Annotated in this window: 19 protein-coding genes; 10 read left to right on the plus strand and 9 right to left on the minus strand. The window is 62.4% G+C overall.

Features of this window, described 5'->3' with window-relative positions:
* The first annotated feature begins 104 nt into the window (after window positions 1-104).
* Complete coding sequence (locus N4J17_RS07210; RefSeq protein WP_198323447.1) at window positions 105-767, plus strand: class I SAM-dependent methyltransferase; 663 nt, start codon at window positions 105-107, stop codon at window positions 765-767.
* Here the strand turns inward: N4J17_RS07210 and N4J17_RS07215 are convergent.
* Window positions 739-2,694, minus strand: coding sequence for an LAGLIDADG family homing endonuclease (locus N4J17_RS07215; RefSeq protein ID WP_277458163.1), 1,956 nt, complete (start codon window positions 2,692-2,694; stop codon window positions 739-741). The genes N4J17_RS07210 and N4J17_RS07215 overlap by 29 nt on opposite strands.
* A 266-nt stretch (window positions 2,695-2,960) precedes the next feature.
* On the opposite strand from N4J17_RS07215, the gene glnL reads away from it, so the two are divergent.
* The 4 genes from glnL to trmL all read left to right on the plus strand — a co-directional run bounded on the left by glnL (window position 2,961) and on the right by trmL (window position 8,541).
* Window positions 2,961-4,055 (plus strand): nitrogen regulation protein NR(II), encoded by a 1,095-nt coding sequence (gene glnL, locus N4J17_RS07220; RefSeq protein WP_198323446.1) that lies wholly within the window; start codon window positions 2,961-2,963, stop codon window positions 4,053-4,055.
* Window positions 4,021-5,436, plus strand: a complete 1,416-nt coding sequence (ntrC, locus tag N4J17_RS07225) for a nitrogen regulation protein NR(I) (protein WP_198323445.1) — start codon at window positions 4,021-4,023, stop codon at window positions 5,434-5,436. The genes glnL and ntrC overlap by 35 nt, the downstream gene beginning before the upstream one ends.
* 108 nt (window positions 5,437-5,544) lie before the next feature.
* Window positions 5,545-8,055, plus strand: a complete 2,511-nt coding sequence (locus N4J17_RS07230) for a glycogen/starch/alpha-glucan phosphorylase (protein ID WP_198323444.1) — start codon at window positions 5,545-5,547, stop codon at window positions 8,053-8,055.
* A gap of 6 nt (window positions 8,056-8,061) precedes the next feature.
* Entirely contained in the window at window positions 8,062-8,541 is a 480-nt protein-coding gene (gene trmL, locus N4J17_RS07235) for a tRNA (uridine(34)/cytosine(34)/5-carboxymethylaminomethyluridine(34)-2'-O)-methyltransferase TrmL (RefSeq protein ID WP_198323500.1), read from the plus strand.
* Here trmL and N4J17_RS07240 read toward each other — a convergent pair.
* The 4 genes from N4J17_RS07240 to N4J17_RS07255 all read right to left on the minus strand — a co-directional run bounded on the left by N4J17_RS07240 (window position 8,538) and on the right by N4J17_RS07255 (window position 10,880).
* Window positions 8,538-9,545 (minus strand): NAD(P)H-dependent glycerol-3-phosphate dehydrogenase, encoded by a 1,008-nt coding sequence (locus N4J17_RS07240; protein WP_198323443.1) that lies wholly within the window; start codon window positions 9,543-9,545, stop codon window positions 8,538-8,540. The genes trmL and N4J17_RS07240 overlap by 4 nt on opposite strands.
* A gap of 17 nt (window positions 9,546-9,562) precedes the next feature.
* Window positions 9,563-10,030, minus strand: coding sequence for a protein-export chaperone SecB (secB, locus tag N4J17_RS07245; RefSeq protein ID WP_198323442.1), 468 nt, complete (start codon window positions 10,028-10,030; stop codon window positions 9,563-9,565).
* A gap of 37 nt (window positions 10,031-10,067) precedes the next feature.
* A complete protein-coding gene (locus N4J17_RS07250) occupies window positions 10,068-10,505 on the minus strand; it encodes a rhodanese-like domain-containing protein (protein ID WP_198323441.1) in 438 nt (145 codons plus the stop codon).
* 72 nt (window positions 10,506-10,577) lie between these two features.
* Window positions 10,578-10,880: an ArsR/SmtB family transcription factor gene (locus N4J17_RS07255; RefSeq protein WP_198323440.1), complete on the minus strand. Its 303-nt coding sequence runs from the start codon at window positions 10,878-10,880 to the stop codon at window positions 10,578-10,580.
* Between the two features lie 309 nt (window positions 10,881-11,189).
* On the opposite strand from N4J17_RS07255, the gene N4J17_RS07260 reads away from it, so the two are divergent.
* The 3 genes from N4J17_RS07260 (at window position 11,190) to N4J17_RS07270 (ending at window position 14,230) form a co-directional block, all read left to right on the plus strand.
* Window positions 11,190-12,323 carry a murein hydrolase activator EnvC family protein gene (locus N4J17_RS07260; RefSeq protein WP_198323439.1) on the plus strand — a complete coding sequence of 378 codons (1,134 nt, stop codon included), beginning with the start codon at window positions 11,190-11,192 and terminating at the stop codon, window positions 12,321-12,323.
* Window positions 12,324-12,394: 71 nt separating this feature from the next.
* Entirely contained in the window at window positions 12,395-13,693 is a 1,299-nt protein-coding gene (locus N4J17_RS07265) for a S41 family peptidase (RefSeq protein WP_198323499.1), read from the plus strand.
* Window positions 13,694-13,795: 102 nt separating this feature from the next.
* Window positions 13,796-14,230: an Hsp20/alpha crystallin family protein gene (locus tag N4J17_RS07270; protein WP_198323438.1), complete on the plus strand. Its 435-nt coding sequence runs from the start codon at window positions 13,796-13,798 to the stop codon at window positions 14,228-14,230.
* Between the two features lie 51 nt (window positions 14,231-14,281).
* Here N4J17_RS07270 and rapA read toward each other — a convergent pair whose 3' ends face one another.
* A complete protein-coding gene (gene rapA, locus N4J17_RS07275; RefSeq protein ID WP_198323437.1) occupies window positions 14,282-17,131 on the minus strand; it encodes an RNA polymerase-associated protein RapA in 2,850 nt (949 codons plus the stop codon).
* 163 nt (window positions 17,132-17,294) lie between these two features.
* Between rapA and purE the strand changes: the two genes are divergently transcribed.
* The gene (purE, locus tag N4J17_RS07280) at window positions 17,295-17,783 is read left to right on the plus strand and encodes a 5-(carboxyamino)imidazole ribonucleotide mutase (protein WP_198323436.1); all 489 of its coding nucleotides are present in this window, start codon (window positions 17,295-17,297) and stop codon (window positions 17,781-17,783) included.
* Window positions 17,783-18,913: a 5-(carboxyamino)imidazole ribonucleotide synthase gene (locus tag N4J17_RS07285; protein WP_198323435.1), complete on the plus strand. Its 1,131-nt coding sequence runs from the start codon at window positions 17,783-17,785 to the stop codon at window positions 18,911-18,913. Before purE ends, N4J17_RS07285 begins: the two co-directional genes overlap by 1 nt.
* A gap of 2 nt (window positions 18,914-18,915) precedes the next feature.
* On the opposite strand, the gene N4J17_RS07290 is transcribed toward N4J17_RS07285, so the two are convergent.
* The 3 genes from N4J17_RS07290 to N4J17_RS07300 are packed head-to-tail and all read right to left on the minus strand — an operon-like array spanning window position 18,916 to window position 20,108.
* Window positions 18,916-19,389, minus strand: coding sequence for a DUF1249 domain-containing protein (locus N4J17_RS07290; protein WP_198323434.1), 474 nt, complete (start codon window positions 19,387-19,389; stop codon window positions 18,916-18,918).
* Window positions 19,386-19,799 carry a 6-pyruvoyl trahydropterin synthase family protein gene (locus N4J17_RS07295; protein WP_198323433.1) on the minus strand — a complete coding sequence of 138 codons (414 nt, stop codon included), beginning with the start codon at window positions 19,797-19,799 and terminating at the stop codon, window positions 19,386-19,388. The genes N4J17_RS07290 and N4J17_RS07295 overlap by 4 nt, the downstream gene beginning before the upstream one ends.
* Before the next feature lie 6 nt (window positions 19,800-19,805).
* Window positions 19,806-20,108 carry a PilZ domain-containing protein gene (locus N4J17_RS07300; protein WP_198323432.1) on the minus strand — a complete coding sequence of 101 codons (303 nt, stop codon included), beginning with the start codon at window positions 20,106-20,108 and terminating at the stop codon, window positions 19,806-19,808.
* Window positions 20,109-20,140 lie beyond the last annotated feature (32 nt).

Raw genomic sequence — 20,140 nt, forward strand, 5'->3', positions numbered from 1 at the left:
AACAGCTCTATTTTTTTAGGGGGGGATACTACTTTCCCGATCCCCTTTTCGGCAGCGTCTGGAAATATCATCCATATAAATATATCAGTACGGAATATGATATTATGACTAGTCTTGAATATATCAGTCAATGTTACAGGAATTATCGTTCATCAAGAATCGATGACAACATATCTCCCAACGATGCTATGTTTAATGAATGGTACTTTAGTGTGGGGGAGAGTGCAATAGATAATATTGCACTTGCTGCGCTGGCGTCTCGGCTTTCATGTGTAGAACGGGTTCTCGACTTACCTTGCGGCCACGGTCGAGTCTTGAGGCACATCACAAAATTTTTCCCTGAAGCCACGATATATGCTTGTGACCTTGATGTGGATGGTGTTAGGTTTTGCGAAAAAACTTTTGGAGCAATGCCTATTCCATCATTGCCGAAACTTGAAAACGTGGTTTTCCCTTGTACATTTGATGTGATATGGGTTGGATCGTTATTTACCCATATGCGACGAGAGACTATTAAGCGCTCGCTACTTTATTTAAGTCGATATTTGTCGCCGTGTGGAATTATCGTAGCGACGATCCATGGTCGCTGGGTAGAGCATGCTTATGAAATATGTCGCTATATAGGAGAGGACAGGTGGAAAAAAATAATGGATGAATATCGGTCAGGCGGATATGGATACTGTGACTACATAAAAGAAGAGTCGCATGCTTATATTGAGCACAGCTATGGGGTATCAATTATAAGGCATGCACATCAGCCACGGTGACGTCGTAGACTGCTTCCATGCCATCGTTTCGCAGTGACTGCACGGTGGCGATGAAATGTTCCGTATTCGGCTGGCGTGGGTAGCGCTGCATCAAGGCGGTCAGCCGATCCATCTTGTCACTGTCTGCGAATCCGATCAGTTCGGAATAACGCACGATGTTCTCGCCGCTGATGATGAGTTCGTGCCGCGCCTGGCTGGCATATTCGTTCGCAGCGCCTTTGCCGTCCGGCAGCGCCTTCATCCCGCCGGGACGGCGATTCCGATGGATCGTGGAAGCGATGCCGAGGCGCAGCAGCATGCGTTGCACGGTCTGCAGGTTGCCGAGATCGGTCTGTGTCAAACGGATGCTGATACCTTTTTGTTGCGAGCCCTGCACCGAGCCGGCGGCATCGAACAGGCCGCGCAGCATGCCGCGATAGAAGGCGGACGATGTGGTTTCCATCGCGGCGGTGCAGCGCTTGTTGCCGGGTGTCAGCCCCAGTTCCAGCGCCAGCGTCCGCAGGGCGCCGGTCGCCATGCGGTATTCACTGCGTCCCTCTATGGTCGATTGCCAGCCGTTGAAGTCGGCATGGTGGGGCCGTGTGCATGCGGCTAGTTCCGCTGCGCGCATGACATCGGCGGCGGCGGGGACGCTCCGGCCGCCATTGGCGACCTTCGATGCGGTCGCGTCCCGGATGCTCAAAACGGCTTTGTCCTGTGTGAGCGTGCCGCCGCCGAGCAGCAATCCGATCCGGTAGCCTTCCGCTTCGGTGTGCGCGCCATCCCAAGTGGATAGAGCGCGATGGTCGTGCAGCACGATTTGGTCATGGGGGCGGAGTTCTCCGGCCTTCACCCATTCCGTTTCGCGCACATAGCGAGTCATCTTCGCGATTCGCAGCACGGGGTGGTTGGCGGTCAGGCGGAGGCTATGCCCTTCAGCAGTACTCAAGCGCAGTACCGGTTTTTTGCCCGTGCAGAAGAAGCCCCGCGATTCGGTCGGATAGCATTGACCGTCGACGACAGCCTCGAAAGGCTGATCGATGAGGTCGCGCACCTGCCGCGCACCGTTGGCGGTCATCACCCAGGTGTCGGCCGTGACGCAAGGATTGGTGGCTTCGATGCGTTCGCAATAGCTCAGGTTGTTTTCCCGGTTCATCCGGTCGATGAACAGCACGCCGGGTTCGGCATGGTCGTAGGTGGAGCGCATGATGAGGTCCCACAGCTCCCGCGCCGGAACGCTGCGGTAGACCCACAGCCCGTCTTGGCGCAGGTGGGCGCCCTCGCACTGCTGTTCGGGGGAGGGCTCGGCGCGGTGCGTCAGCTCCCACGAGCCATTGGTTTCCACGGCCTGCATGAAGTCATCGCTCAGCGCGACCGAGAGGTTGAAGTTGGTCAGCTCACCCGGCCGGTCCTTGGCCCGGACGAACTCGAAGATGTCCGGGTGCTCGCAGCGCAGTATTCCCATCTGCGCGCCGCGGCGGGAGCCGGCGGATTCCACCGTTTCGCAGGAGCGGTCGAAAACACGCATGTAGGACACCGGCCCGGAGGCCCGCGATTCGGTGGTGTGGACACGCGCTCCTTTGGGCCGGATGGCCGAGAAGTCGTAGCCTACGCCGCCGCCGCGCCGCATGGTTTCGGCGGCTTCCGCCAGGGCGGTGTAGATGCCCGGTTTGCCGTCGACTGGTTCCGACACCGAGTCGCCTACCGGCTGGACGAAGCAGTTGATGAGGGTGGCCTGCATGCCGGTACCGGCGGCGGACATGATCCGGCCGGCGGGGATGAAGCCCGAGCGGAGCGCGGACAGGAACCTGGGGCGCCATTCGTCTGGCACTCTTTCCGGGGCGGCGAGGGCATGTGCCACCCGCGCAAAAATCTCTTCGGCGCAGCATTCGCCATGTTTGGCGTATTTCTCTCGCAAGACTTCCAGGGAAATGGGTTGCGGATCCACGAAAAAACTCCGGATGGCGGCGGATATGCTGGCATGGTAAGCGGGCCGCTCCGGCGCGGCAATGCGGGCAGGCCGCGATCAGGAAACAGAACGAATCATCAGTGGAGCGCGACAAGTCCGAAAGAATGGTGCACCATATCGGTGCATTTGGTTACGCATTGCGTGCACGTTCTGAGGCTCAACCTTATGCCGGACGCGGAAATTCGCGAAAAAGCCGGCCCCGGCGAACGCTTAGGCATGGCGCATTACTTGCTGCGGGTCCTGACATGACGGCATCGGACACACCTTCTTTCTTCCGGCGCATCCTCGACAACCTCGGAGATGGCGTACTGTTGTTCGACAATACGCTGACCTTGACTTACATCAACATGCCCGGCGAGATGCTGCTGGCCGTCAGCGCCCGTCAGGTCCTGGGCGTCCGCGCACGTCTGGTGCTGCCGTGCAGCGAACAGCCGGTGGAGCCGGATATGAGGCATGCCTTGGACACCGGTATTTCCCTGACCAAGCGCAACGTCACCCTCGTCCATCCTCTGCATGTGATTACGGTGAACCTGCACATCTCGCCGATCACCGAGGACGAGGCCAGCGGGGTGCTGGTTCAGGTTCAGCAGGTGGACAGGCACTTGCGGATTTCCATGGAGGAGCAGTTGCTGGCGCAGCAGAATGCGGCCAAGTCGCTGCTCAAGGGGCTGGCACATGAGATCAAGAATCCGCTCGGGGGGCTGCGCGGCGCGGCGCAGCTCCTGGAGCGGGAGCTGCACGACGAGTTGCGTGAATATACCCAGATCATCATCGAGGAGTCCGATCGCCTGCAGTCCCTGCTGGACCGGATGCTCGGGCCGAACAAACTGCCCCAGAAAGCCTGGCTCAACATCCACCGGGTGCTGGACCGGGTAACCCAGCTGGTGCAGGTGGAGGTACCCGCCGGTGTCCGGATCGTGCGTGACTACGATCCGAGCATCCCGGAAATCTTCGGGGACGCCGATCAGCTGATCCAGGCCATTCTCAACATCGTGCGCAATGCCGCCCAGGCGTTGGGCATGCACGGCCGGATCATCATCCGCAGCCGTATCGACCGGCAGGTGACGATCGGTGAGCGGCGCCATCGCATGGCGGTGAAAATCGACATCATCGACGACGGTCCCGGCATCAAGCCGGAACTCTTGAACCATATTTTCTACCCGATGGTCACCGGGCGGGCCGAGGGCACCGGCCTGGGGCTATCGATCGCGCAGGGCCTGATCAACCAGCACGGCGGCCTGATCGAGTGCAGCAGTGTGCCCGGCAACACCGTTTTTTCCATATTTCTGCCTTTGGAGGAGGACCATGAAGCGAACGTTCCAGGTTTGGGTAGTCGATGACGACCGGTCGATCCGCTGGGTCTTGGAAAAAGCGCTGCAGAAGGCGTCTATCCAGACCCGCGCCTTCTCGACCGCCAACAGCATGATGGAAGCGCTGAACCGGGACCGGCCGGATGCGGTGCTGACCGATATCCGCATGCCGGGGCTGGATGGCATCGAGCTGCTGAAGCAGTTGCAGACCAGATTTCCCGATCTGCCGGTCGTGATCATGACCGCGCATTCCGATCTGGAGAGCGCGGTGTCCGCCTTCAGCGGCGGTGCATTCGAGTACCTGCCGAAACCGTTCGACGTGGACGAGGCAGTGGATCTGGTCGCACGGGCCTGCAGCCACAGTCAGCGGACGGCGACCGCGGAGGCGGACGACAAGGGGGGCCTGCCGGAGAAGACTCCGGAGATCATCGGCGAGGCGCCGGCGATGCAGGAGGTGTTCCGCGCCATCGCCCGGCTTGCGCGTTCGAACATCACGGTGCTGATCAACGGTGAGTCGGGGACCGGCAAAGAGCTGGTCGCCCGTGCCCTGCATCGCCACAGTCCGCGCGCGGACAAGCCGTTCATCGCACTCAACATGGCCGCCATACCGCGGGATCTGCTGGAGTCCGAATTGTTCGGCCACGAACGCGGCGCTTTTACCGGTGCGCAGGCCCGCCGGGCCGGGCGGTTCGAGCAGGCCGACGGCGGCACGCTGTTCCTGGACGAGATCGGCGACATGCCGGCGGAATTGCAGACCCGTCTGCTGCGCGTGCTGGCCGAGGGCGAGTTTTTTCCGGTCGGCGCCCATGCCCCGGTCAAGGTGGACGTCCGGATCATCGCCGCGACGCACCAGAACCTGGAGCAACTGGTGGCGGAGGGGCGCTTCCGAGAGGATTTGTTCCACCGGCTCAATGTCATCCGCATCCACATCCCCCCGCTCAGGGAGCGGCGCCAGGACATCACCCTGCTGCTCCGGCATTTCCTGAAGGAGGCCAGCCTGGAACTCAACGTCGAGACCAAGACGCTGTTGCCCGAAGTCGAGACCTACCTGTGCCGGCTGGACTGGCCGGGCAATGTCCGGCAGTTGGAGAACACCTGCCGCTGGATCACGGTCATGGCGGCCGGCAAGGACGTACACCTGGACGACCTGCCGCCGGAGCTGCTCAAGGCCCGGCCGGAGCCGGTCGCGGTTTCGAGCGACTGGCAGGACAGCTTCACCCAATGGATCGATGCCCGTCTGCGGCGCGGTGACCGCAACGTGGCCAAGGAGGCCATCGATTCGGCCGAAGGCATTCTCATCAGCACCGCCCTGCAGTTCACCCGGGGCCGCCGCCAGGAGGCAGCCAAGCTGCTGGGTTACGGGAGGAATACCCTGACCCGTAAAATAAGCGAGTTGAATCTCGACGTTTGAATGGCTGTAACCCGCTTCCCTCAAACTGTCGGCAACATCCATCGGACTTTTCCGTCCCGTGCGGCGGGGAAGATCCGCATCCCATTCTCACACGGGAGGTGACCGCTCATGCTCACACGCAAGTTCAAGACCAGTAACCCGACCGAACTCCTGACCGAAATGCCCGGTCTGGGAATGAAGGCCAAGCACCTCTGCGCCGACATCCGCCGGCATTTCAACTGCACTTTGGGACGGGGACGGGACTGCCGTTCGGTTCACTACGCTTACTCGGCATTGGCGCTGACGGTGCGCGACCGCCTGATGGAGCGCTGGAGGAACACCGAATATGCCTACCATCAGGCGGATTGCCGTCGGACCTATTACCTGTCGCTGGAATTCCTGCTCGGTCGCGCCTTGAGCAACGCGATGCTGAACCTGGGGCTCGAGGAGCCGATCCATCAGGCCCTCAACGAGTTGGGGCTGGACCTGGAAGAGCTGGCGGATTCGGAGTTCGATGCCGGTCTGGGCAATGGCGGTCTGGGGCGGCTGGCGGCCTGCTTCATCGACAGTTGCGCCACGTTGCAGCTTCCGGTGATGGGCTACGGCATCCGTTACGAATACGGTATGTTCCGGCAGATGATCGTCAACGGCTACCAGGTCGAGGAGCCGGACCACTGGCTGCGGAACGGTCACGTATGGGAGCAGGAGCGGCCGGAGCTGACGGTGCGGGTCAAGTTCGGCGGCCGCACCGAATTTTCCAACGATGCGTCGCGGCCGGGGCAGGTGGTCTGGCTCGACACCGACGACGTGCTGGCCGTGCCCTTCGACATTCCGGTGCCGGGGTATCGGAACGGCACGGTCAATACCCTGAGGCTTTGGAAATCCGCCGCCACCGACGAATTCAAGCTGGGCGAGTTCAACGCGGGCGACTATGCCGAATCCGTCCGTGCCAAGAACCTGGCGGAAAACATCTCGATGGTGCTGTATCCGAACGACGCCAGCGAGAACGGCAAGGAGCTGCGGCTGCGCCAGCAGTATTTCCTGGCCTCGGCCAGCCTTCAGGACGTCCTGCGCCGGTGGGTGGCGGATCACGGCGAGGATTTCTCGGCGTTCGCCGCGAAAAACTGCTTCCAGCTCAACGACACCCATCCGACCATCGCGGTGGCCGAGCTGATGCGCCTCTTCATCGACGAGCACGGCCTGAACTGGAACGAGGCCTGGGCCATCACCAACCGCACCATGGCTTACACCAACCATACGCTGCTGCCCGAGGCGCTGGAAAAATGGCCGGTGCGGCTTTTCCGGCAGATGCTGCCCCGCTTGCTGGAGATCATTTTCGAGATCAATGCGCGCTTCCTGGGCGAGGTCGCAGCGCGCTGGCCCGGCGATATCGACCGGCTCGCGCGGATGTCGCTGATCGAAGAGGGACACGAACAGCAGGTGCGGATGGCTTATCTCGCCATCGTCGGGAGCTTTTCGATCAACGGCGTCGCGGCCCTGCATTCCGATCTGCTGAAGCATGGTCTGTTCAAGGATTTCCACGAGCTGTGGCCGGAGCGTTTCAACAACAAGACCAACGGCATCACCCCCCGGCGCTGGCTGGCCGCCTGCAATCCGGAACTGGCCGGCCTCATCAGCGAGGCCATCGGCGACAAGTGGATCGCCGATCTGACCCGTCTGGCCGATCTGCGTCCGTTCGCCGAGGATGCGGCGTTCCGGCAGCGGTGGATGGCGATCAAGCGGCGTAACAAGGAGCGGCTGCTCGACTTCAAGAACCGCGAGCTGGGGTTGAATCTGGTGAATCCCGATCTGATGTTCGACGTCCAGGTCAAGCGTATCCACGAATACAAGCGCCAGTTGCTCAACGTGCTGCACGTGATCCATCTGTTCGACCGCATCAAGCGGGGCGATCTCCAGGACTGGACGCCCCGCTGTGTCCTGTTCGGAGGCAAAGCGGCCCCGGGCTACGTGATGGCGAAGCGCATCATCAAGCTCATCAACAACGTCGCCGGAACGATCAACGGCGATCCCGAAATGAACGATCGCCTGTGTGTGTTGTTCCTGCCGAACTATCGGGTCACCGCCATGGAGGTAATCTGTCCGGGCACCGATCTGTCGGAGCAGATTTCCACGGCGGGCAAGGAGGCTTCGGGCACCGGCAACATGAAGTTCATGATGAACGGCGCCCTGACCATCGGAACGCTGGACGGCGCCAACATCGAGATTCGGGAGGAAGTAGGCGAGGAAAATTTCTTCCTGTTCGGCTTGACCGCCGAGGAGGTCGAACGCCGCCGCAGCAACTACGACCCCGGCGCCATCATCGAGACGAACGAAGAGCTGAAACGGGTCATGGGACTCTTGGAGAGTGGCTTTTTCAGCCGTTTCGAGCCCGGCATTTTCGACCCCATCATCGAATCGATCCGCAGTCCTCACGATCCCTGGATGACGGCGGCCGATTTCCCCGGCTACGTCGAGGCGCAGAAGGCGGCTGCGGCCGCGTTCAGTGACAAGGAGCGCTGGGCGCGGATGAGCATCCTGAACACCGCCGCCAGCGGCAAGTTCTCCACCGACCGCACCATCGCCGAATACAACCGTGAGATCTGGAAGCTGACACCGATACCGGCTTTGCCGGTGAAATAAGGGGTGATGTTCCACATCGTGCTGTACGAGCCGGAGATTCCGCCGAACACCGGCAATGTCATCCGGCTCTGTGCCAACACCGGCGCCCGCCTGCACCTCATCGAGCCGCTGGGGTTCGAAATGGACGATGCGCGTCTGCGCCGGGCGGGTCTGGATTACCGCGAATGGGCCGAGGTGGCCCGGCATCGCGACTGGGAGGGTTTCGTGGCGGCAGTCGCACCGGAGCGGATATTCGCACTGACGACCCAGGGCGAGGTCGGCCATGCCGACGTGACTTACCGGCCTGGTGATGCTTTCCTATTCGGTCCAGAGTCGCGCGGGTTGCCGGCGGCGATGCTCGCCCGGTTCGAGGCGGGCCGGCGGATCCGGCTGCCGATGCGGCCGGGCTCGCGTAGCCTGAACCTGTCCAATGCCGTCGCGGTGGTGTGTTTCGAGGCCTGGCGTCAATGCGGCTTCGCGGGCGCGGCGTCCGCCTCGGAGCGTTAGCAGCCCCATTCCGGCTTGGGTTCCCGCAGCAACAGATTGCGCACCGCTTCCTCCGGTGGCAAGCCTTCGTAGAGCACGCGGTAGGTCTGGGCGGTGATCGGCATGTCCACGCCCTTCCTGCCGGCGAGTTCGTGGATCAGCCGGGCCGCCAGGATGCCTTCGATCTCCTGGCCGATTTCGGCATGGATTTCCTCCCGTGGCCGGCCTTTGCCCACCCCCAGGCCGAAGCGGCGGTTGCGGCTCTGGTTGTCGGTCGCGGTGAGCACCAGATCGCCGACGCCGGCCAGGCCCATGAGCGTTTCGGTCCTGGCGCCCAGGGCGAGACTCAGCCGCATCATCTCGGCCAGTCCCCGGGTGATGAGGGCAGCCCGGGCGTTGGCGCCGAACCCCAAGCCGTCGGAGATGCCGGCGGCGATCGCCAGCACGTTCTTGCAGGCGCCTCCCAACTGGGCGCCGATGAGGTCGTCGGTGGTGTAGGCGCGGAAATAGGCGTTGTGCAGCCAGGAAACGATCTTGGCGCCGAAGGCTTCGCTACTGGCGCCGACGGTGATGGCGCTGGGCAGTTCTGCGACCACTTCGGCGGCGAAGGTCGGTCCCGACAGCACCGCGAGCTCACGTTCCGGACCGAGAATCTCGCGGGCGGTTTCGTGCAGCAGACAGCCGCGGGTGCGGTCCAGCCCCTTGGTGGCCCACATGAGACCGGCTTCCGGTTGCAGATGCGGGGTGCAGAGCTCGAGTGTAGCGCGGAAGGCATGGCTGGGAACGGCGACGAGCACGGCATCGCCGGCCGCGGCGACCGCTTCGGCCAGGTCCGCTGTCACTGCCAGGGTTTCGGGGAATGCGGCATGGGGCAGGTAGCGCGCGTTTCGGCGTTCTGCCGCCATGGTTTGGGCGTGTTCCCGGCGGTGGCTCCACAACAGAGTGGGCACGCCGTTCCTGGCGATGAGCAGGGCCAGCGCCGTCCCCCAGGAGCCGGCGCCGAGAACACTGATGCGGGGTGTCATGGGCGCAACCACCGGCTTCAGTGCGGCGTGGCCTGCTGGGCCTGCTGCTGGGCCATCTGAACCTGCTGCATGTACAGCGCGTCGAAATTGATCGGCGCCAGCAGCATCGGCGGGAAGCCGCCTTTGTTCACGAGGTCCGAGACCGCCTCGCGGGCATAGGGGAACAGGATGTTGGGGCAATAGCTGCCGAGCAACGGTCCCATTTCCTGTTCGGGAAAACCGCTGATCGTGAAAATGCCGGCCTGGCAGATTTCGACCAGATAGGCGGTCTTGTCTTCCAGCTTCACGGTGATCGTGACCGAGAGGCTGACTTCGAACAGTCCTTCCTGGAGCTGCTGGACCTTGGAGCCGATATTGAATTCGACTTTCGGTTCCCACTTCAGAGTAAAGACGGCTGGCGAGTTGGGGGTCTCGAAGGAGACGTCCTTGATGTAGAGTTTCTGGATGGCGAACTGTCTTTCGGGCTGCTGGTTTTCTTCGCTCATGATTTTGCCAATGGCCGAGTGGTGAATGAAACAGGTGTCAGGATTTCTTGCGTTTCCTGGTCACGGGGTAATGGGCGTCTCCCCATGCCAGCATGCCGCCGCGCATCTCGTAGATCCGGCTGAAGCCTTGCTTCGTCAGGGTTTTGCATGCGGAGGGCGAACGGGTGCCCTGCTGGCAGGTGACGATGACCGGCTTGTCCTTGTATTGGGCGAGTTCTGAGGCGCGTTCTTCGAGCTTTCCCAAGGGGATGTGGTAGGCGCCTTCGATGTGGCCTTCGGTGAATTCCGCCGGCTCGCGGACATCGACCACCAGCGCGTCTTCCGTATTCATGAGCTGGACGGCACCGGCCGGTGTCAGCACCTTGTGCTTGCGGAACAGCGATTCCAGGAGGTCTTGTATCAGCAGGACGGTGACGACGAGCAGCGCGCCGGCCATCATCCAGTGATTGCCGAGAAATTCGAGCAACCGGGTCATTTCTTCCTCACTTTTCCGAAAATTGGGATTTTGGGATCTGGGTCCGGCAGCTGCCGGTTGTTCTGGCGTTTTTTAGTGTTTGCAGAATACTTCCTTGATCATGCGTACGAGCTGCAGCATCCTTTCGTCTTCCACGAAGTAATAGACTTTGTTGGCGTCTCGGTGGGAATTCAGGATGCCCTTGTCTCGCAATATGGCGAGGTGTTGAGAGACATTGCTCTGGGTCGTGCCGACCTGTTCCACCAGGTCCTGGACGCTGATGCGCCCTGTGCTCAAGGTGCAGAGAATCTTGAGCCGCAAGGGATGCGCCATGGCCTTCAGGCTGTGGGCGGCGAGGCGGATCTCCGATTCGTCGGTGATGAGGTCAGTTTGCATGTTATTCGCACCCGAGTGGCATGGTATCGCGGCCATCTTGCATAGGGGCAGGCACGACGCCACCTCAAAAATTGGTTAGACTAATGTTTTTAGTTTCGTGCGCATCCCGCATTCTATCAGGCTATCGGGCCCGACTTCGTCCGCGGCGGTCGTTGAATCGGAAAATTATACGTTGAACCGGCGCCGCCGTGTGCCTGTCTGTGATCTTTCGACGTGAAAGCCGCCTTGCGATGCTCTCGCTTTCTCTCTTCCGCCGTTGCCGGGGGGCTCGGGAGCAACCGACCGGGTCTGTCCAGGACACAGCCGCCGGTGAAGGTGCTGGTCTTCGCTGGCCTCCTGATGTCCTTGGCATCCGGTCCGGCGATTCCCGTGGATGATGGCGACGTCGCCGGGCGGCTGAAGGCGATCCGCGACCGGATCGCGTCCGCGGAGAAAGACCTGGAAACGATCGAAGCCCGTCAGGGCAGCGTGTCCGCCGAGTTGCGGCGGGTCGAGGAGCGGTATGGCGATCTGGTGCACACACTCCGGCTGCTGGAAGACAAAACGGCCGTTCAGGCCAGGCGTGCGGCGGAGTCCAACCGTCGTCTCGCCGAGCTGCAGCAGGCGGTGCTCAAGCAGCACAAGGCGCTGGCTTCGCTGGCGCGGTCCGCCTATGCGCTGGGCGGCCGGCAATGGCTCAAGCTGGTGCTGAACATTGATGAGCCGGGGCGATTGGCCCGCATGATGGCGTACCACGGTTACCTGAACCGGGATCATTACGCCCGTCTCGAGGCGCTGCAAAAGGACGTCGCCCAGGTCCGGGCGCTGCAGGATGAGGCATCGGCCGACGCCGGCCGTCTCGAGGCCCTGCGGGAACGCATCGAACACGAAAAGGTCGAACTGGATGAAACCCGCCGGCAGCGGCTGGAGGTGCTGGCCCGGCTCCGCGAGGAGCACCAGGGAAAGGATGCCGAACTGATCCGGCTCAAGGAAAGCGAGCATCGGCTGGAAGCTCTGGTATCCTCCCTGCGCGAAATCGTCACGGAGTTCACCGCTTCGCTCGCGGCGCCAAGGTCGTTCGCGCGGCGCAAGGGCCAGCTGAGCTGGCCGGCGACGGGCGAGCGGGTGGCGCAGTTCGGCGGCCAGCGGATGTCGGGGCGCTGGGATGGAGTGGTGATCAGGGCGCCGGAAGGTGCGCCGGTCAAGGCGGTGTCGGAAGGGCGGGTGGTCTTTTCCGATTGGCTTCGCGGGTATGGTTTGCTTACCATCGTCGATCATGGCGATGGCTATATGAGCTTGTACGCATTCAATCAGAGTGTCTACAAGAACGTCGGCGACTGGGTGGAGTCCGGAGAGGTCATCGCCAGCGTCGGTTCCAGCGGCGGACAAACGGAGCCGGGCCTGTATTTCGGCATTCGGGAGAATGGCCAGCCCATTGATCCGTCGCAGTGGTGCAAGGATTGAATGACGCCAGGAACGGGGTTTGTAGCGGAATTTGTTGCGGTATCTTTTTGAATAGGGTGAAAGTGACGGGCATGCGTGCGCTCAAGATTGGTTTGTTGGTCGGTGTGGTGTCGGCGGCGAGTTGGGCGGAGGAAAAATCCACGCCCGCGGGGGCGGTCAATATCCCGTTCGAGGGGTTGAAGACATTTTCCGAGGTTTACGGCCGCATCCAGCAGGACTACGTCGAGCCGGTACCGGACGACAAGCTTCTGGAGGACGCCATCCGGGGGATGCTGTCGGGACTCGATCCGCACTCCACCTACCTGGACCAGGAGCAGTACAACGAATTGAAGGTCGGGACTACCGGCCAGTTCGGCGGGCTTGGCATCGAGGTCGGGATGGAGAACGGCTTCGTCAAGGTGATCGCACCGATCGACGACACGCCGGCGTTCCATGCAGGCATCAAGGCGGGCGACCTGATCATCCGCCTCGACGACAAGCCGGTGAAAGGCATGTCCCTCAACGATGCGGTCAAGATGATGCGGGGTGAACCGGGCAGCCCGATCGTACTGACCGTGGTCCGTGAAGGTGTGGAGCAGCCGCTCAAGATCACCATCGTCCGCGATATCATCAAGATCAAGAGTGTCAAAAGCAGGATACTGGAAGATGGCTATGGTTATCTGCGCATCACCAGCTTCCAGTCCAAGACCGGGGACAACGTGATCGAGGCTATCGACGAGATGAAGAAGAAGGGCCCGCTGAAAGGACTCGTCCTCGACCTGCGCAACAATCCGGGTGGGGTGCTGAATGCCGCGGTAGCAGTCAGCGATGCCTTCCTCGAAAGCGGCCTGATCGTCTACACCGATGGCCGGGTAGAGGATGCCAAGATGCGCTTCTCCGCGACCCCGAATGATGTCATCGGCGGTGCCCCCATCGTGGTACTGATCAATGGCGGTTCGGCCTCGGCCTCGGAGATCGTGGCGGGCGCGCTGCAGGACCACAAACGGGCGGTCATCATGGGTGAGAAGACCTTCGGCAAGGGCTCGGTCCAGACCATCCTCCCGACCAGCAACGGCGGCGCCGTCAAGCTGACTACGGCGCGCTACTACACGCCGTCGGGGCGTTCGATCCAGGCCGAAGGCATCACCCCGGACGTGCCGATCTCCCGGGTCAAGCTGGAAATGGCGGCGAAGTCGGAGTTCGCCCCCATCAAGGAGGCCGATCTCACCGGTCATCTCAGCAACGACAAGGCCAAGAAAGGCGGGGATGCGAAGGACAAGGAGTCGGAGAAGGTCGACGAGGCGCTCGCCCTGCAGGACTATCCGCTGAACGAAGCGCTCAACCTGCTCAAGGGCATCAACATCGTGCATAAGAACGGCGTCAAGAACTGATCACGACGGCGTTTCCCAACAAAGGCGCGCGATGCTTCCGTTGAAATCGGCCGGCTAGCGCGCCATAACGCAGATAGGCCAAATCAAAATAGGAGATGCGTCATGACAATCAGCCGCAATGAGCCGTGGAGTTTGTTGAATCAACTGCAGCGGGAACTGGAGCGTTCCTTCGAAGGACGCCAGGGTCCGGATTCCGCAGCGACGGCTGAATGGACGCCGGCCGTCGACATCAAGGAGGAAGCCGACCGTTACGTCCTTCTCGCCGATCTCCCGGGCGTCAGCCCGGACAACATCGACGTCTCGATGGAGCAGGGCGTTTTGACGCTGCGCGGTGAACGGAATACCGAGGCCCGTACGGAGCGTTCCGGCTACAAGCGTATCGAGCGGGTCTACGGCAGCTTCTACCGCCGGTTTTCGCTGCCGGATACCGCCGACGCCGATGGCATATCCGCGCGCTACAACAACGGGGTGCTGGAGATCGTGATTCCCAAGAAAGCGGCGATTCAGCCGCGACGAATCGTCGTCAGCGCCGACTGACACCAGGCGCCGGGTGAAAAAAGGGAGCTTTGCTCCCTTTTTTCATGCCCGCTATACCGTGACCAAAAGCCGCACGGCATCGAGTCGCAGCTGTGCGGCTTGCAGGTATTCGTGCATCTCGACGGCATCGTCCTTGAGTCTGTCCAGCTCTTCCTGGCGGACGCTGGGGTTGACGCTTCGCAGCGCAGCCAGCCGTTTGAGTTCGCTCTCCATTTCATTGAGCATGCGCTGGCTGCTGTCGGCCACGATTCGAGGCAGCTGAGCCCCTGCCCGGGTGTCGGCCATGGCCAGCAGCTTTTCCAGATTCGGTTTCTGGCTCCGCACGAACGCCCGCACCTTTTCGGGTTCGAAGGACTGGGGGCGCTCGTAGAATTCCGCTGCCGCCAGCCGGCCGAGGTCCTGTCCGCGGTGGTCGAGCAGCGTGCGCATCCTTGTCGTCGGAAGGAACCGGAAGAGTTGCAGCCGGCGCGGAGCCGCACATTCGATCCGGTGGAAGGTTTCCAAAAGCATCTGGCCGGGGGCGAGGGCGGGGTGCGACACGAAGCCGAGCGAAGCGCTGCCGTGCTCGCCGTTCAGGACCAGGTCGATGGCTCCACGCACCAGGGGGTGTTCCCAGCTCAGGAACAGCATGTCTTCGCGCGCCAGGGCAACGTCCCGGCTGAGGGTGACGGTCACACCGTCCTCCGGCAGCTCCGGGAATTTGGGGACCCGCAGGTGTTCGCCGGGCCGGAGGATGTAACAGTCGGTGGAATGCTCCTCGACGACGACGCCGTAAGCGTCACACACCGCTTCCAGCCATGGCCACAAGGCAGCGTCCCGGTCCCAGGCGGTGACGGCCTCGACCAGGCGGTTGGCCGGCTCCGGCCGGCAGGAGTTGAGCTCCAGCAGACGGTCACGGCCGGCGTGGAGTTCGGCTTCTATGGTTTCGGCCAGGTTCCGGGTGTCTCGGATCAGGGCTTCGCCGGCGGGGGTGTCCGGTGTCAGCAGGACTCGCCGAAGTTCTTCGCCGAGCCGGGCGAACACCGCAGCCCCGGCCGCGGCAGGGCGGTGGAAGGCGTCCAGTCCTTCGTGGTACCAGCGGAACAGGATTTCCTGGGCCGAATCCTCGAAGTAGGGTACATGGATGTCGATGCTGTGGCGTTGGCCGATACGGTCCAGGCGGCCAATCCGCTGCTCCAGCAGATTTGGATCCAGGGGCAGATCGAACAGCACGAGATGGTGGGCGAACTGGAAATTGCGCCCTTCGCTGCCGATCTCCGAGCAGATGAGCACCTGGGCGCCTTCCTCGTCTTCCGCGAACCAGGCCGCGGCACGATCCCGGGCGATGATCGACATCCGTTCATGGAACACGGCGGCGCGGACGCCGCCCAGTGTTCTCAGCGCGTTTTCCAGGTCCACTGCCGTCTGCTGCCGGTGGCAGATGACCAGGAGCTTCGAGCGCGAAGGCTTGAGGCGCTGGGCGGTGTCGAGCAGCCAGGGCACGCGCGGATCGTGGCGCCACCATTCCGGGTCCGCACTGGAGGTTTCTGGCCACAACCGGGCTTCGAGCGAGGCGGTACGCATCCGGTAATGCTCCGGCAGCGGGAGGGGGCGCCCGTGCAGCAGGCGGGAGGGGAAGCCATGGATGGTGTTGCGGGTATTGCGGAACAGCACGCGGCCGGTTCCGTGACGGTCCAGCAGGAGCTGGATCAGTGCATCGCGGGCCGCGGCGGCGTGTTCCGGGTCATCCAGGTCTCCGACCAGCGTTTCGGCGCGATCGTGGCGCAAGAAATGCTGCAGTTGATCGAAAGTCTCGGCATCGAGCAGGGGGCTGTCGAGCAGCTTGTTGATGACTTCGGCCAGCGCCGTGTATTCCTGCTCTTCCCGTCGGAACTGTTCGAAATCGAAGAAACGGTCGGGATCAAGCAAGCGCAGACGCGCGAAGTGGCCGAGCTTGCCGAGCTGCTCGGGCGTCGCGGTCAACAGCAGCAGGCTGGGCGTGCGCCGGGCCAGCATTTCGACGAAGGCGTAGGCTGGACTCGGCCCGTCCGGCGTCCATTCCAGATGATGAGCCTCGTCGATGACCACCATGTCCCAGGCGACGTCCAGTACATAACGGTGGCGCCGGGGATCTTTGAGGATGAAATCGAGGCTGCTCAGGGCCAGGTTCACGTCGGTGAACGGGCTGCCTTCTTCGATGGCGTCCTCGTAGGCGTCGTCGCCGATGAGGCTGAAACGGAGGTTGAACCGCCGCAGCATCTCCACCAGCCATTGGTGAAGCAGCATGGTCGGTACCAGGACCAGTACTTTTTCGGTCCGTCCCGTGAGGATCCGGTGGTGGATGATCAGCCCGGCTTCAATGGTCTTGCCGAGGCCGACTTCGTCCGCCAGCAGCACCCGCGGCGCATGCCGGGAAGCGACTTCGTGGGCGATGTACAGCTGATGGGGAATCGGCGCGGTACGGGCGCCGACGAGACCCAGCACCGGGGACTGCTCGAGACGAGCGAGCTTTTCGCCGGTCTCGATGCGCAGGCGGAACATCTCGGCCGGATCGATCTGGCCGGAAAACAGCCGGTCCTGCGGCCTGTTGAACTGTAGAAACGGACTGAGCTCGATCTCTTCCAGCGTACGTGCCATTCCGTCCGCATCCTTGCCGAGATAGACCAGCAGACCGTCTTTCTCCTCGACCTTCTCGATCCGCATCGACCAGCCGTCCACGCTTTCCACTCGATCGCCGGCGGCGAACCGGACCCGGGTCAGCGGAGCATTACCGACTGCATAGATGCGCCGTTCACCAGTGGCGATGAACGACACGGTCACCCGGTTGTACTCGACGCCGATCACGGTGCCGAGTCCCAATTCCGGCTCGGTGTCACTGATCCAGCGTTGTCCGGAACGCACGGTGTGAAGGGAATCAGGCATATAACAGATCGCTGTGGAGAATGTTTTGGAATAAAAAACAAGATTTTACCAGATTACCGGCGTATTAACCGGACGGTACCGTTGACGGGCGTGGGATATGGAGTTGGGATGCAGGATGCGCTGGGGTATCATAAGAACTTTTTTTACGGCAACGAGTACCCTAATGGTTCAGGTCGGTATCGTGATGGGGAGTACCAGCGACTGGGAGGTCATGCAGCACGCTGTCCGCAAGCTCGGGGAGTTCGGCATCTCCTGCGAGGCCAAGGTGGTATCGGCCCATCGGACGCCGGACCTGTTGTTCGACTATGCCGAGCAGGCCAGGTCCCGCGGCCTCAAGTGCATCATCGCCGGTGCGGGCGGGGCGGCGCACCTGCCCGGGATGATGGCGGCCAAGACCACCGTGCCGGTGCTGGGTGTGCCGGTGCCCGGCAAGCATCTCGGCGGACAGGATTCGCTGTATTCGATCGTGCAGATGCCCAAGGGCGTACCCGTGGCGACGTTTGCCATCGGCGAAGCGGGAGCGGTCAACGCCGCACTGTTCGCGGTGGCCCTGCTGGCGAACGGCGACCCGGCCCTGCAGCTTCGGCTCGATGCGTTCCGCCGGCAGCAGGCCGAATCCGTATTGGCGGCACAATTGCCGGAGGCGCGCTGATGGCGCACATCCTGCCTCCCGCGATGCTGGGGATTCTCGGTGGCGGCCAGCTGGGACGTATGTTTACGATGGCAGCACGGTCCATGGGCTATCGGGTGACGGTGCTGGACCCCGATGTTCAGAGCCCCGCCGGCATGGTGGCGGACCGCCACATCCGCGCCGGCTATGACGACGAGGGCGCGCTCGAGGATCTGGCCTCGAACTGCGCGGCGGTGACCATCGAGTTCGAGAATGTTCCCGCCGACAGCCTGCGCTTCCTGGAATCCAGGACACGGGTTTCGCCGTCGTCGGCCTGTGTGGCCATCGCTCAGGACCGGATCGCCGAAAAACGCTACATCGCCGGTGCCGGTCTGGCCGTGGCGCCGTTCCGGGCGGTGGAAACCGCGCAGGATCTGGCCGGCGACCTCGCGCCCCTGCTGCCGGGGATTCTCAAGACGGCGCGTTTCGGCTACGACGGTAAAGGGCAGGCGCGAGTCACTACCCCGGAAGACGTCCATGGCGCTTTCGAAGCGTTCGGTTGCCGCCCTTGCGTGCTGGAGAAGCGGCTGGACCTCGAGACCGAAATTTCCGTGATCGTGGCACGGACCTCGACGGATCTCGTCAGAACCTTTCCCGTCGCCGAAAACTGGCATGAGGCGGGCATCCTCGACATTAGTATCGTACCGGCGCGGGTGACCCCGGCCATCGCCGCGCGGGCCTGCGAGATGGCCTGTGCCCTGGCGGAGGCTATGGACTATGTCGGTGTGCTGGCAGTGGAGTTTTTCGTGCTGCAGGATGGCGGTCTGGTCATCAACGAAATCGCGCCGCGGCCCCACAACAGCGGCCATTACACCCTCGATGCCTGCGCCGTGAGTCAGTTCGGGCAGCAGGTCCGCACGCTGTGCCAGCTTCCTCCCGCGGACACGCGCCTGCTCAGCCCCGTGGTCATGGTGAACCTCCTCGGGGACATTTGGCGTGACGACGAGCCGGCCTGGGACCTGATCCTGAGCGAGCCCGCCGCGGTCCTGCATCTCTATGGTAAGGCCAGTGCCAGGGCAGGGAGGAAGATGGGCCATTTCAACGTTCTGGCCGAAACCGTCGATGTGGCCCTGGAGAAGGCGGAAGCTCTCAAGCGTGCTCTGCGGCGCTGAAGTCAGGCCGGCGCCGAGCTGTCCCTCCAAGGGTACAGGTCGGGCGGGCTGGATGACAGCCGGTAGCGGGCGTCGACGCAGTAATCCAGCCAGCGCGCCAGGAAATAGTTCAGCGACCATTTGTAGTCCAGCACCCGCTGCGGCGTCGCTTCGTCCCGCAGGGCCTCACGCACCTCGGGGCGGCAGTGGTCGCTGAGCACTTCGACGGACCGGGCGTCGAGATAGACCCGGATCCGGACGGCGGGCTCACGCAGTTCTTCCATGGCGCGGTTGAAAGCATGCGTCAGCTCCAGCGTCAAGGTGTAGGGAGATCGCTCCAGCACACGGATATGCAAGGGGGGCTTGCCATGCACCGATGCCTTCAGCGCCGATTGCACCCGATCGAGATCCGGTACCAGCGCCAACAACCGTTCGTAATTCGCCTCGCACAGCTTGGCCAGCCAGTAGGAGCGGTTGCGGGGCAGGAAGCGGCTCACGGCTGGTCCTCCTCGCGGTAGGTGGCGCAGGCGCTCGAGGTTTCCCACAGTGTGACGCTTTGCACCGCGAAGCCTTTCTGTTGCAAATCCCAGTAAATCATCTCAGCGAGCGCCTCCGCCGTCGGATGCTGGTCGAGCACGAGGACCCGCTCGCCCGCCTGCCGCAGCAAAGGCAGCAACGGATCGTCCCGGTGCAGCAGCAGGTTGTGGTCGAGCTGGGTATCGATAAAAGCATGGGCGGCGGCCGAGATGTCGGCGAAATCGCAAACCATCCCCTGGGAGTTCAGGCTCTCAGCGGATACGGTGATGGCTGCCCGGACGCTGTGACCATGCAGATGCCGGCATTTGCCGGTATGGTGCATCAGGCGGTGGCCGTAACAGAAAAATATCTCTTTGGTAACGCTGTACATGCGGTTTTATTTGCTCTTGATCCCCTTGATGGCGCCGGCCACGTGCTGGAAGCCGGGCTCCGGCGCCGGGGTGCAGCGTACCACTTCGATGTTGGCTGTGAGGGGAGGGGTGAGCCGGTTGTCTGGCTCGATGCGGATTTCCAGGGCGCGGCCCGGCTCGATGATTTCATCGGTCCGGAACAGAATGCCGGAGCCACTGATGTTGACGCAGACGCCGGCGTGTTCCTCGTCCTCGCCTGCGATCCGGTATTTGATCGGATAGCTGACTGATATGCGTCGAGAGCGGCGTCTCTCGATGAAATACGGCATAGGCTCGCCCCCTAATGATTGTCCCCGGGGCG

Source organism: Methylococcus capsulatus (assembly GCF_036864975.1).
In the GTDB taxonomy this organism is placed as follows: Bacteria; Pseudomonadota; Gammaproteobacteria; order Methylococcales; family Methylococcaceae; genus Methylococcus.

Bases quoted from the DNA above. Each gene is read 5' to 3' on its own strand.
- N4J17_RS07210 (WP_198323447.1), top strand. From the start codon at position 105: ATGACTAGTCTTGAATATATCAGTCAATGTTACAGGAATTATCGTTCA.
- glnL (WP_198323446.1), top strand. From the start codon at position 2,961: ATGACGGCATCGGACACACCTTCTTTCTTCCGGCGCATCCTCGACAAC.
- ntrC (WP_198323445.1), top strand. From the start codon at position 4,021: ATGAAGCGAACGTTCCAGGTTTGGGTAGTCGATGACGACCGGTCGATC.
- N4J17_RS07230 (WP_198323444.1), top strand. From the start codon at position 5,545: ATGCTCACACGCAAGTTCAAGACCAGTAACCCGACCGAACTCCTGACC.
- trmL (WP_198323500.1), top strand. From the start codon at position 8,062: ATGTTCCACATCGTGCTGTACGAGCCGGAGATTCCGCCGAACACCGGC.
- N4J17_RS07240 (WP_198323443.1), bottom strand. From the start codon at position 9,545: ATGACACCCCGCATCAGTGTTCTCGGCGCCGGCTCCTGGGGGACGGCG.
- secB (WP_198323442.1), bottom strand. From the start codon at position 10,030: ATGAGCGAAGAAAACCAGCAGCCCGAAAGACAGTTCGCCATCCAGAAA.
- N4J17_RS07250 (WP_198323441.1), bottom strand. From the start codon at position 10,505: ATGACCCGGTTGCTCGAATTTCTCGGCAATCACTGGATGATGGCCGGC.
- N4J17_RS07255 (WP_198323440.1), bottom strand. From the start codon at position 10,880: ATGCAAACTGACCTCATCACCGACGAATCGGAGATCCGCCTCGCCGCC.
- N4J17_RS07265 (WP_198323499.1), top strand. From the start codon at position 12,395: ATGCGTGCGCTCAAGATTGGTTTGTTGGTCGGTGTGGTGTCGGCGGCG.
- N4J17_RS07270 (WP_198323438.1), top strand. From the start codon at position 13,796: ATGACAATCAGCCGCAATGAGCCGTGGAGTTTGTTGAATCAACTGCAG.
- rapA (WP_198323437.1), bottom strand. From the start codon at position 17,131: ATGCCTGATTCCCTTCACACCGTGCGTTCCGGACAACGCTGGATCAGT.
- purE (WP_198323436.1), top strand. From the start codon at position 17,295: ATGGTTCAGGTCGGTATCGTGATGGGGAGTACCAGCGACTGGGAGGTC.
- N4J17_RS07285 (WP_198323435.1), top strand. From the start codon at position 17,783: ATGGCGCACATCCTGCCTCCCGCGATGCTGGGGATTCTCGGTGGCGGC.
- N4J17_RS07295 (WP_198323433.1), bottom strand. From the start codon at position 19,799: ATGTACAGCGTTACCAAAGAGATATTTTTCTGTTACGGCCACCGCCTG.
- N4J17_RS07300 (WP_198323432.1), bottom strand. From the start codon at position 20,108: ATGCCGTATTTCATCGAGAGACGCCGCTCTCGACGCATATCAGTCAGC.